Annotated in this window: 13 protein-coding genes; 4 read left to right on the top strand and 9 right to left on the bottom strand. The window is 45.5% G+C overall.

Features of this window, described 5'->3' with window-relative positions:
• Positions 1–9: 9 nt before the first annotated feature.
• Complete coding sequence (locus ABD744_RS20875; protein WP_344800538.1) at positions 10–1,458, bottom strand: DUF4856 domain-containing protein; 1,449 nt, start codon at positions 1,456–1,458, stop codon at positions 10–12.
• Between the two features lie 341 nt (positions 1,459–1,799).
• Between ABD744_RS20875 and ABD744_RS20870 the strand changes: the two genes are divergently transcribed.
• The 3 genes from ABD744_RS20870 to ABD744_RS20860 all read left to right on the top strand — a co-directional run bounded on the left by ABD744_RS20870 (position 1,800) and on the right by ABD744_RS20860 (position 5,399).
• Positions 1,800–2,579: a substrate-binding periplasmic protein gene (locus tag ABD744_RS20870; RefSeq protein WP_344800537.1), complete on the top strand. Its 780-nt coding sequence runs from the start codon at positions 1,800–1,802 to the stop codon at positions 2,577–2,579.
• A gap of 61 nt (positions 2,580–2,640) precedes the next feature.
• Positions 2,641–3,249, top strand: a complete 609-nt coding sequence (locus tag ABD744_RS20865; protein ID WP_344800535.1) for a MarC family protein — start codon at positions 2,641–2,643, stop codon at positions 3,247–3,249.
• A gap of 206 nt (positions 3,250–3,455) precedes the next feature.
• Positions 3,456–5,399 carry a methyl-accepting chemotaxis protein gene (locus ABD744_RS20860; RefSeq protein WP_344800534.1) on the top strand — a complete coding sequence of 648 codons (1,944 nt, stop codon included), beginning with the start codon at positions 3,456–3,458 and terminating at the stop codon, positions 5,397–5,399.
• A gap of 137 nt (positions 5,400–5,536) precedes the next feature.
• Here the strand turns inward: ABD744_RS20860 and ABD744_RS20855 are convergent, their stop codons facing one another.
• From ABD744_RS20855 to ABD744_RS20845, 3 genes are all read right to left on the bottom strand, one after another.
• On the bottom strand, positions 5,537–6,385 hold the full coding sequence (locus ABD744_RS20855) for a hypothetical protein (protein ID WP_344800533.1): 849 nt from the start codon (positions 6,383–6,385) through the stop codon (positions 5,537–5,539).
• A gap of 262 nt (positions 6,386–6,647) precedes the next feature.
• Positions 6,648–7,037 (bottom strand): hypothetical protein, encoded by a 390-nt coding sequence (locus ABD744_RS20850; RefSeq protein ID WP_344800532.1) that lies wholly within the window; start codon positions 7,035–7,037, stop codon positions 6,648–6,650.
• A gap of 285 nt (positions 7,038–7,322) precedes the next feature.
• Positions 7,323–7,934, bottom strand: coding sequence for a hypothetical protein (locus ABD744_RS20845; protein WP_344800531.1), 612 nt, complete (start codon positions 7,932–7,934; stop codon positions 7,323–7,325).
• 233 nt (positions 7,935–8,167) lie between these two features.
• Between ABD744_RS20845 and ABD744_RS20840 the strand changes: the two genes are divergently transcribed.
• Positions 8,168–8,383: a LexA family protein gene (locus ABD744_RS20840; RefSeq protein ID WP_344800530.1), complete on the top strand. Its 216-nt coding sequence runs from the start codon at positions 8,168–8,170 to the stop codon at positions 8,381–8,383.
• 109 nt (positions 8,384–8,492) lie between these two features.
• Here the strand turns inward: ABD744_RS20840 and ABD744_RS20835 are convergent, their stop codons facing one another.
• Genes ABD744_RS20835 through ABD744_RS20815 form a run of 5 tightly spaced genes read right to left on the bottom strand, consistent with a single transcriptional unit; the run spans position 8,493 to position 11,977 of the window.
• Entirely contained in the window at positions 8,493–9,470 is a 978-nt protein-coding gene (locus ABD744_RS20835; protein ID WP_344800529.1) for an energy transducer TonB, read from the bottom strand.
• Complete coding sequence (exbD, locus tag ABD744_RS20830; protein WP_344800528.1) at positions 9,467–9,895, bottom strand: TonB system transport protein ExbD; 429 nt, start codon at positions 9,893–9,895, stop codon at positions 9,467–9,469. The genes ABD744_RS20835 and exbD overlap by 4 nt, the downstream gene beginning before the upstream one ends.
• 10 nt (positions 9,896–9,905) lie before the next feature.
• Complete coding sequence (gene exbB / locus ABD744_RS20825) at positions 9,906–10,826, bottom strand: tonB-system energizer ExbB (RefSeq protein WP_344800527.1); 921 nt, start codon at positions 10,824–10,826, stop codon at positions 9,906–9,908.
• A 3-nt stretch (positions 10,827–10,829) separates the two neighbouring features.
• A complete protein-coding gene (locus tag ABD744_RS20820) occupies positions 10,830–11,336 on the bottom strand; it encodes a YbaN family protein (RefSeq protein WP_344800526.1) in 507 nt (168 codons plus the stop codon).
• Positions 11,333–11,977: a biliverdin-producing heme oxygenase gene (locus ABD744_RS20815; RefSeq protein WP_344800525.1), complete on the bottom strand. Its 645-nt coding sequence runs from the start codon at positions 11,975–11,977 to the stop codon at positions 11,333–11,335. Before ABD744_RS20815 ends, ABD744_RS20820 begins: the two co-directional genes overlap by 4 nt.
• Between the last annotated feature and the right edge of the window lie 26 nt (positions 11,978–12,003).

Genomic DNA, 12,003 nt, shown 5'->3' with positions numbered 1-12,003 from the left:
GGAAGGTGATTACCAACCCGCGATTAGCGCGTCCGAGAATTCGTATACGTCTTTCAGGATAGCCAGGGCTTCATCCAGCTCTGTTTGATACGCCTCAAGAGCAACGGTGCCTGCTTCAACCAATACCGGCGAAGAACGCAATTTTGTCAGCAAGGTTTCAAGTTGCGCTTCACTTGCGGCATTTTCAAGGAAAGGAGAGCTTGAGTTGAACTGAAAGCCCAATGCGAAACCACGCATTTCACTCCAGTGCTTGGCGTAGTCCTTAAACTGGCTCAAAGAAGCATAACCCGTTGTGCTGTTCTTAAAGCCATCGATGTCTGCTTTTACATCGTTGATGTAGTGAACCACAGTGGCAGCAACGCATTTTTCCCACGTCAGAGACGCCGTCTCAATGGCTGTTTCCAACTGAGTTTGGCGCGCTGCCGTCAACTCACCATTTACTGTGGCTTCTGCAATGATGGCACGACCCGTCAGGAACGCATTAAATGCATCTGCCGTATAATCCGTTCCCAAATCGGCGCGATCGCGTTTCGCACAGTTGGTTGAGTTCGCTAAATTCACTTCGCTCATCAGGTCAATGGTGCCAGAACCATTGGCATCGTTATAACCGGAAGCGAAGTCAGCTCGGCCACCTTTGCCTGCAATTTCGTCATCGCTGAATTCGTTGTAGTTACGGGCAGCCCCAAAATAGCCAAATGCTTCATCCCATTTATGCTCGGCGGTGGAATAAGTTTTATCACCACTTTGAGCCAAACCTGCAGCAAAATCGGTCTGTAAGTAGTCGTCCGTACCTTGCGAGTATGCCACCGCGCCCAATAAGAATTTCTGAACCATTTGCTTGTAGTCGATGCCATTAGCGGACACATAGTCCACATCAATGTTTTCGTTCGCACCATTCACTTCTACCGTAGGCGCAGCCACAGAAGATGCAAGGTCAGCGTACTCATCAAATAAAACATTCAACAGATAATCTTCCGGCGACACCGCAGCACCACCACCGATGAAACGGCCCAATGGCAATGCATTATCGTTGCCCGCCATTTTTCCTTTCAGGTTCTTGCCAGAAGAGATGTCATCATAAATCTGCTGATCTAGCACTTCGCCATTCAAGCTGAACAAAATGTTATTTGCGGCGGAGGTAGCATCATTGAAATCGTACAAAGCCATCAACTCTGTCGTAATGGTTGCGGCACTTGAAGTGTCTTTCGTTCCGTCGCCGATGTAAGTCTTCAAATCATCAATCAATACCTGACGAAATGTCTGGCCTGAGTAAGACACACTGCTTTCATTGTCGACAAAATGGCTATCAAAGGTGTAAGTCGTTGGCAAGGTAACAGAGCCTGCGCTACCTCCGGATACGACAGCGTCATTACCACCGCTACTGCCGCTTCCTCCGCCACCACAGCCCGTTAATAAACTGCCCAGAACCAATGAACTTACCAATGCCGAAGACTTCATACTACACCTCAAATACAGATTGAAAGACTTAATGTAACAGTTGTAAAGAACTGTAAAGGCGTGCATCTTATTGAGATAAATAATGATAGTCAATCTCATTTGCATTTAATTTTTCATTTAAATTCATGAATTATCATTAATAAAATTCAACCACTTAGATAATTTTTATTATAAAGTACCCCAAACATCGTCTGGCTTTTTGGGCTGTGTCACCGCGCCCTGAGATCGGGTGGATCAAAATGCCAGCACAACCACAGAACCCGCCCTTATTCGGGTGAAAATGCGAAAAAGATCAATACCATCTAAAGTTAAATAAACTCGTTTGGGCTGAGTAAGGTTTCATGAAGATTTATTATTCTGCGTTGACCATTTCCGTTATTCTTTCAGTACTCTCTTTTCCTTCAAAAGCACAGGATATTCAGCTAGTTACAGAAAACCTTGCGCCGTACAATTATCGAGATAACGATAAACTTAAAGGTATTTCAGCAGAGATCGTGCTAGAAATTCTGAAGCACATACCCAACAAATCTGCCTCCATCAAAACGTACCCTTTCAAGCGTGCTATGGCCATGGCCAAATCAAAACCCAACACCCTGATTTTTTCAATTATTCGTACCAAAGAGAGAGAAGAAGACTTTGTCTGGATCGGGACTCTGGCGCCTATTACCGCCGCTTTATTCAGGCTGGCCAAGCGAAAAGATGTTCACATCAAAAACCTGAACGACCTGAAGAATTTTCAAATCAGCGACATTCAGGGGTCTGCCATCTGGGAGTATCTGAAAGTCCACGGCATCAAAACCCACGAAGTGCCAACAACGCGCCAGAACATCAAACTATTGAAACTGGGAAGAATTGACTTGGTTGGCTCCGCAGAACTGAACTTCTATCACGAGGCCCGAGAAATGGGTTACCCGGACACCGACTTTGAACTGGCTTATGTGTTTCAAAACTTAACCAAAGACTTATGGCTGGCCATGAACGTCGACTCAGACAGGGAGGTCATTAAACAGTTTAAACAATCCATGAAACGCGTAAAAAACAGCGACACTTACAACAAAATATTAATCAAATACCACCAAACCATTTACGCCCCTTCGCAGGAAAACAAAAACCTGAACTGATACGGTTGATACCCTCTTAAAAAACACATACCTTAGCGGAAATTTTCTGGCAGAGATTCATATGACAAATAACCTGGTCGCCGACTTTATCTTCTTTTTTGCTGTCATTGACCCCATTGGCACCATTCCTGTGTTTATTGCCGTCACCCGCCATTATCAGGAAGCCGTAAAAGTAAAAATCGCCCTCAAGGCGACGCTCATTGCCGCGCTGATTTTATTGTTCTTTGTGGTTGCCGGAGAATTGATCCTCAATGCCATTGAAATTCCTTTGGCCGCCTTCCAGATCGCTGGCGGTATTGTCTTATTCTTGTTCGCACTCTCAATGATTTTCGGTGAAAGTAAACCGGATGAAGAAGTGAAGTTAGTGAACAGCGATGAAACGGCCGTCTTCCCCTTAGCCATACCGTCTCTGGCCAGTCCTGGTGCCATGCTGGCCGCAGTGCTGCTGACAAAAAACGGGGATTACACGTTAACAGAGCAGGCGATGACAACGTCCATGATGTTATTGGTGTTGCTGATTGCCATGATATTCATGCTGTTGGCCAGTAAATTATATCGCCTCATCGGCTTCAGCGGGGCAAGCATCATCAGCCGGGTAATGGGACTTATCCTGACCTCGGTGGCGGTGGCCAGTATCCTTGAAGGCATCAAAGTGTACTTCAAACTGTAGCTGCCCCCTCCCCCTTAGACACTGAGGGGGAGCCAGCGCCTCTTGCCCAATCACTAACCGTCATAACCGTCCCTTCACTACCGCCTATTCACAAACGCACGTCCACGTTCCCATATATCCGCTATTGTTCATAAAGTAATCGCTCAAACAGTCGATGAACTATCTTACATAAGCTGTTAAGCATAAAAAGAAGATGAGGACGAAGTGTGAACATTCGCAGTAAATTTATTACCTCGTTGATGGCGGGCGTCATTATTCCGGTACTGATCATCACCGTGATTACCGTCATAAAGCTCGAAGAAAGCGCTGTTGCTACGTTCAAAGAACAAAGCACCGACGAAATACGCCAAATAGACAATGCCTTCACCTTATACCTGACCGGGCTGGCCGAGGACGCCCTGTTTTTCTCTAAAGCGACCGACATTCAGGCGCTGGACAGCTCAGTCACCAAATACATGAATGCCTCTCCCAATGAGATGACCCCACTTCAAAACGGCGAAAAAGAAGCGGCCGCCTTTCAGTTAATGAAAGAATTTGGCGAAGCTCACCCGAATCTGGCTTATGTGTATTTGGGCACCGATGACGGCGGTTACATTCAATGGCCAACCGGTAAAAACGCCGCCAATTACGACCCAAGAACACGCCCCTGGTACACCGCAGCCATCAACAAACCCGGAGAAGCAGTCAGAGCACCCGCCTATGCCGACATGACATCCGGCACACCGCTACTGGACTACCTAGCCGTCTTTGAAGGCGACGGGGTTAAGGGCGTAGTCGGCGTAGATGTAACTTTAGGGCAACTGACCGACATGGTTCAACAAGTCAAATTTGGGGAAGCAGGCTACTTGATGTTGATTGAAGACACCGGTGTCATTTTGGCTGATCCGTCCAATCAGGAAAACAACTTCAAACCTCTGGCAGAGTTGGGAGAAAGTTATGCCACCCTTGCCTCAGAAACCGGTATGGTGGAAATAACACTCAACGACGAAGCCTGGTTCGCCAGTATTTACCTTTCACAAATGGGCTGGAAATTCATCGGCTTAATGCCTAAAGACGAAGTCTTCGCCCCGGCAGACCAATTGAAAAACACCATTGTTCTGGTGAGTTTGCTTATGGTGTTGATATTCGCGGCACTGGGCTACTGGTTGTCCGGCTTAATCACACAACCCATGAAAACCATTACCGAAGGGCTGCAGGAAATCGCCAGCGGCGAAGGCGACTTAACCCGGCGCTTATCCATCAGCGCCAAAGACGAATCCGGAATTATGGCCAACGCCTTTAATTCATTCGTGGATGTCATTCATCGCCTCATTAATGAGATCAAAGACAACGCCTCTCAAGTGGGTGACGAAGCCAACAGTGCCAACCGGGTCTCAGAGCAGGTTCGGGAAATATCGGACCAACAAACCTGCTCCATCGAGCAAGTCTCCACCGCCTTTAATGAAATGGTTGCCACCTCCAACGAAGTCGCACAGAACTGCGGCGAAACCGCCAACGCAGCAGACAACAGCCAACAACAAGTACAGCAAGGCCGCCAATACATTCAGGAAACATCAGAATCGGTGAACTTATTGGAGAACATCATTGTTGACTCGAACGATGCCATGAAAGAACTGGCAGAAGAGTCCAGTAACATCACCTCCATTCTCGACACCATTCGCGGCATCGCCGAACAAACGAACTTATTGGCGCTCAACGCAGCCATTGAAGCCGCCCGCGCCGGAGAGCAAGGCCGGGGTTTTGCCGTCGTTGCGGACGAAGTACGGACACTGGCACAGAAAACAGCGGAATCCACCGAAGAAATCGACACACTCATCTCTTCACTCACCAAAAGAACCGGCATCGTATCTGAAAAGCTCTCCAGCAGTTTAGAGCACTCCATGCAAACGGTGGAGACCACTGAAAAAACCAAAGCTGTTTTTGAAGCCATTCAACAATCCGTCACCACCATTCGTGATATGGCAACTCAAATTGCTGCCGCCGCAGAAGAGCAACACTCCGTGGCAGAAGACATCAACCTGAACATCACCAGCGTGCATAACGAAGCACTCAAAGCCAATGAAGCCTCGGTGCAATCGCAAACCACATCGTCGACTCTGAGCCACTTATCGCAAGAGCTAACCGCCCTGGTTTCTCGCTTCAGAACCTAAGAAAAGACAACCAAGAGCATTTGCGACACTGCGATGCTCTTGGTTTGTAACTAAACCTGAAAACTTCAAACGGATAAATCGTTTAGTCGGCGACGATTTCACAAACCACCGAACAACGTTCCAGCCATACACAACGATTAAATGTTCTCATCCTCAACCAGACTGCGCTTATAAAGACTGAACATTTCAGCCGGTGTTTTGCCGTACACAGATAAAAATGCCTGACCGAAATCCTCCCCTTTTTCCAGCGCACGAATTAATGTATTCCCTCCGCGTGGGTGAAGGAACTCATACAACAGAGAGGCTTGGCGGTAATTCATATGTTGCTGATACCAGGCTTTTGGCCAGTCATCTTTGGAAGCAGTGTAATTCAACGGCCAAATGTCACTTAAAAGGGAACTGCTATCAATCGCAATGATGTGTTTATCTTGAAGAATATACTCTATCGCTTTTTCACGACTGATTTTATTGGCGCCGCCCCCGTTTGAAGCATAGGTTGCTAATCCGTCTTGATACCACTGTGGTATGAAGCTGGTTTTAAAAGCCGAAACCTGCTGGCGGAAATGCAGGTGAGAAAGCTCGTGCGCCAGCCAACGGGAATAATCTTCATGAGTAATAACATAGGACCTCAAGAACAAGCCATTGGATGTTACCGCAGCCAAAATGCTCGCATTAATGCCTGTATACTCTGCAAAGCATTTTCGTGTATCGCACAAATGAACAATCGGTTGATAAAGAAATGGCTTACCATGTGCTTTTTCAATATTACGTATTTGTTCATCCAGAACACTTTGGATCAGTAAGGCCTGCGCCTTCGTCCCCTGCTGATACAGTACCCGATCATCTTCGGCCAACGTGATGAATTCATCTTTTACCGGCGATTGTTTCTCAATAGGGTAGAAATCTGCACAACCGGCTAATGTTGATAAAGCAATAACAAGAATGACATGAGTAAACAGGGAGGATAGGTTTTGAGAATAAGGCATCCTAATGACGTCCTTTTTCTTGCTTAACAGCCATAACCAATGGAATGGCAACTGGCTGGCCCCAAAAGCCCCCCCATAAAAACCCAAAACGGGCCATTTAAATTGCGCTTGTATGCAATGGAAGCACAAATAACCATACTAATTAGAACTAAAATAAATATCAGACTTACCATGTCATATTATCTCCATAAGTAAAAGATCCTACCATTTAACACGCAACTCAGTTGCGTACATTAGCTCGCGCTTTTTGGGCGCGAGGTCTTTATCTGGTTTTCTCCCAAAATAATACCTGAAATCGCTCTTGGGTATTGTTCTTATAGTCAAACTGAACCTTACCTTTACGAGACTCAAGCATAGTCGCAACGCCATTATCAACAGGACCGGTTGAAACACTTGCGTACCCGTTCTTATCTTTAATCTCCAGCACATAACTACCTTTGTATTCTTCAACTTTCGACTGTGGAAAATCGAAATAAAAGCCGACCAAAGCAGCCTCTTTTCCGGAAAGTTCAATACTTCCAACTTCATTTGGATGAAGTTCAAATTGCTTAATCAAGGACTGGCCTTTCTTAAGCTTTGCTTCAAGGTTGTCTGAAGCATTAGTTTGAAAAGAAACGATTAAGGCAAAGAGCAACAGGTTTATGTATTTCATAATGACTCAATGATCAAAGCTAGATTCCAAAACATCATAACGTCAGTCATTGTTAATGACCAAACACAGACAACCACTTTAGCAAACCCTTACAGCTAAACTAAACAAATGGTCGGTGTCCAGGTCTTATTCTCTGCTCTCACACAAATCATTTTGTTTGACACACCACATTACATAATTGGTTTTTTTCACCAGCACGGCAAGTTCCAGTTTCTTTATAGTGAGCAGTACCTTATGAACTTAGATAGCTTTATTTTTAACCTGACAGCTTTTTTGAAAAAAGGATTATATTTTTTCATTGTAATAGGCTTCAGTAATTTTTTCGGGCGTTAACTTAAGAGCCTCATCTCTAATTGCTACAAGTTCGCTTGTTAGTTTTCTTGAAATTTCATCTGCTTGACCGACAGACATGTTTAATTTGTATTTATTTTTGCTCAATAAAAAATCAATCTTAGATTTTGTTTCCATGGCATTAATGTAAAGCCCTTCATTCTTATCAATAATCTCTTTGAAAGAATTATCTTTTTGTTGGTCAAGGACTTCTCTTAATTCATTTATAGATGAGTTGATGCTATTGATATTATTGTAAATGTCAGTAATACAAATTCTTTTGTCTCTTGTAAGGTAAATACAAATTTCATGAAAGTGCTCATCTATCAGAAATTTTTGTAGATGTGTTGGTATTAGATGGTTATTTTTCTTATGTAGAGCCAGCATCATGGAATATCTTGTTGTTTTTTTCATTCTTTCAAGCCATGCAGAAAGGTCTTCTAGTTCAGTATTTATTGCTATGATTTTTCGGTTTCTAATTCTTTTCTCTTTAAAAAAATCAGTTAATTGGCTAAGTACCCAACCAGTAGATATACCGATTAACGTAGCAATAATTCTTTCATCCATAACTTTAATTTCCTACAAGGGTATCTGTTTTAAGCGTGTCAATTTACTAGAATAATATTAAAAGCCATGATATCCATACTGACCGGTATAACTCAATACTGACAGGTTGAGGAGTCATTTTTCTATTACTTGCTACTCTGTGTAAATGCACAGTTTAAGAGTATTCCCATGATCTCAATCTCAGATAATTTAAACATGGACATGCCCTTAGATGAGATTCTGATACCCAACAAGTGTGCACCTATTTTGTGAGGGCTTCGGATGATTCCATAGTTCGTAGTGAAATCGTTAAAGGTAATATCCAGATCGTTGATCGTCCTGTAACCCCAAAGCCCAGAGATATTGTGGTTGCTGCTGTCGATGGTTGGCTGATCTATAAATATTTCGATTTGGAAAATAAAACGCCTAGTCACAGCCATCAAGAATTATCAGCCGATTCAAATTACTAATGAGTAATTTACCAAATTAAACACTCACAAAGAACACGCAGAAGTTAGCCTACTGAATTCATAGGATGATTAAGACTCCATTGCCTCTAAAAAATTAGAAGCTCTCAACTCAAGACCCCAAATAAAACTCGATTGGGATCACCAACTCGACCAGTTCACCTTCGACTTCCTCCGGTGGTGGAGGCAGCGGTGACGCACGTTGAAATAGGTCAAGAGATTCACGATTCAATGCCTGATACCGGGTGCCTTGCACCAACGAAGCCGATTGAACTTCTCCTCGACGATTCATGCTGAAACGTACCACGGCCGTCCCCTCTTCCTGCTTTTTACGAGATAATCTGGGGTAACGTTTTTCATAGGCTAAATACGCCATGAGTTCGCTTTGCCAGCGGTATTGGGCCAGCGCAGCCTGTTGTGGGCTATAGCCTTGCACAGGTGCTGTGATTTCTTCTGAGACTTGTTCGGCTTCCGCATTTATGGATTTGGTTTGAGCCAGCGAAGACTCGCTCGATTTTTCCTCAACGGTTTCAGCTTCAATCTTTTCTGCTTCTTCTATCTTCTGCTCCGGCGGATCAACTGCCGTTGTCTCCGTTGGTTGATCCGTTGATGCAACGTCCTGCGGGGATAGCTCTTCTTGCACCGGAACTTCAACATTTTGCTCCTCCTCTTGAGAGTCCGTCGTCGGCAACAGAACGTCGGCATCATCCATTACCGGGAGATTTTCAGGGCCTGTTTTCTGTGGATGATCACGAAGAACAGGAGACGGGGGTTCGACCTGAATGGGTACGACCTGAAGAGGTTCGGCCTGAATGTGTTCGGCTTGAACAGGTTCGGCCGTTTCTATTTTGGATTCCGCTTGATCTTCCGATTCCAGATCACTATCTGGCTGCTTTGGCGCACTGAATACAGCTGCAACCACCACAGGCACGACATCGGGGTTTAAAGTTTGTTTTGGTTCGGGTTCCCGCCACAGAAAAAACAAAGCGACCGCAAAATGCACAGCCAGCATCAATCCAAAAGCGGTTAACCAGAGTGTGTATTTTGAGCCGGTCAATCGAACCAACAGAGACTTTCGGATGTTCATCATTTCTGACCTGAGTGCGACTCCAGCCCGACTAAAGCAATGTTCAAATAGCCTGCTGCCCGAACTTCATCCAATAAGGCCATCAAATCACCGTAGCCCACGCGTTTGTCCGCCTGAATAAAGATGACCTTTTGAAGGTCTTTGTTGAGCAGTTGATCCAAGGTTGTGGGCAGCTGATTACGTTGAACCGGCGCTTCATTTACAAACAGAGCCAACGAAGCGTCCAACGTTAAAGTGACAGGATCTTCCGGTGTTGCTGTGGGCTGAGAAGTGGAGCCAGGTAGATCCACATTCACAGACACCGTCGATAAAGGCGCAACCACCATAAAAATGATTAACAAAACCAACATCACATCAATGAAGGGGGTAACGTTAATCTCCGAACTTTCAGGAAATTCCTGGTCATCTTTGGGTAACAACACGGCCATGAGATGTCCCTCAGACCGAGTGAATCAAGGTTTGCTTCTCTTGAGCCGGAGAAGTATGGATAGGCGTTGGTAATTGGTCAGCTGCTTTCTTCCTCATTTGAGTAAAGGATTTGTCTTCCAGATACCGGCTTAACAACACCATCAGCTCAGAAGATATGGCAGTTTGTACTCTTCGGTATTCGCTTAACTTTCTCGAAAAATAATTATAAAACAAGGCAGCCGGAATCGCTGCCACCAGCCCTGCAGCTGTGGCTAATAAGGCCTCCGCAATGCCGGGAGCAACCACAGATAAATTCGTGGTATTCGCACTGGCAATGCCAATGAAACTGTTCATAATTCCCCAAACGGTGCCAAACAAACCAATAAAAGGCGCCGTTGAACTGATGGACGCCAACACACCCACGCCTTTACCGAGTTCAGCAGTATAATGGGTTTCAAGACTGATCAGCCGTTGTGCAACCCGCTCTTTAACACCGTCCTGAGAGAGCGAATTCGATGCCCCGATAGTCTTTAGTTTGTGATCAAACTCAGTACATTCTTTTAAAAGCGTTTCAATGATCTGACGGTGCTGACCGTTCTGTCTGTTCTGATGAACAGTCGCCTGAGCCTCTTTAAAAATGGTGGATAACTGCTCTGTTTCGGATAACCGCTTGCGAAATCCATTCGCACGTCGACCAGCGTTCGAGATTTGTACGGTTTTAACCAGCCAAACGGTCCAACTCAAAACCGACGCTAAAATTAAAGACAGCATCACTGCCTGCACGATCCAATCGGCTTTCATGAACATAGAAAGTGCCGATAAATCATGGAGTTCACTGGAAATAACCGTTTCTGCCACCCCGGCCGTCGCCTGGGTTTGATCCGCCCAAACCATTTGCCCAAACGTAAAACAGCCAACAAGAGCCAATGCTCTCAAGAATAATTTGATCATAATTTACTTAACGTTCGTTGGTGAACATGTTGATGAATGTGAGTGTGGAGACGCCGAATTCAGTTGACTGGCAGCGCTACTTTGATCGTTGAAAGGCTCTGGCCGAGTCCACAGCCATACCGAACTGAGCAACATGCAGAAGCCCGCTACCCCGACCAGCATCAGATGCGGCACCCATATCACCATCAGAATAACGCACAAACTCATCATCAAACTGGCGACCACCTTAGTACGACGGCTGACGGTACGGTCACGCTGCCAATCTTGCAGCATAGGGCCAAAGAGTTTGTGATTCAGCAACCACTGGTGCAGCCGGGGCGAACCTTTGGCCGCACACCAGGCGGATAACAGAACAAACTCCGTGGTAGGCAAGCCCGGCGTGATCACCCCGACCACTGCAATCGCTAAAAACAGATAAGCAAACAGACAATAAATCAGCCGCTTCCCTTGGCCAGTAATCGCCGAAAAGCGCTTCGAAAGTTTGCTTACACCAAAACCTGCTAACTTCATGGCAAATGTATTTCCACTTGCTTACGAACAAACACAAAGGCGGCTCTGGCTCCCGTAATCGCCCGAACGACATCCAGCTCGTTCAGTTCAATTGCATCCAGACATTGCTTAAAGTTCTTCCAGTAACGGCCTCGGCCTTCCGGATGACCCGATAAGTGCAGCGCCCCATGGGCCTCAGAAAAGCCCAATTTTTTGGCCAACTTAAATAAAAATGCGGCGCCGAGGTTGGAGCCTTCCAGAGTATATAACCAACCCAACGCCGTTGGGTCATCCGCCTTCACCTTTTGGAGATCCGACACCAACTGCGCCAACTCATCTGAGGTGATGCCCAAGTCCAAACAATCCTGCGTCACTTGCCCCAATCGGCACCCCGAGGACAATTGTGGAATCCAGCGATTCACACCTTGATTACGGTACAGCTCTTCTGTGGCCCAATGAAAACAATACTGCATTTTCAAAAAGCCCCGATATCGATCTTGATCCGAAAACGGTTGTGCCCGCATGATTCTCTGATCCAGGCTTTCATGGGTGCTTGTGGTTTCACTTTTCAATAACACGGAAAGCGGTTTACAAGCACGAACCTGCTCATCAGTGGTTAATTCAATAATACTGTCGTTCGTTGCTGCATCTTGCATCGTCATAATAAAAAGACCTGTTCAGCTATTCT

Source organism: Litoribacillus peritrichatus (genome assembly GCF_039537985.1).
In the GTDB taxonomy this organism is placed as follows: Bacteria; Pseudomonadota; Gammaproteobacteria; order Pseudomonadales; family Litoribrevibacteraceae; genus Litoribacillus; species Litoribacillus peritrichatus.
Note: the sequence above shows the minus strand (reverse complement) of the source record. Positions and strands in the feature narration are given on the sequence as shown.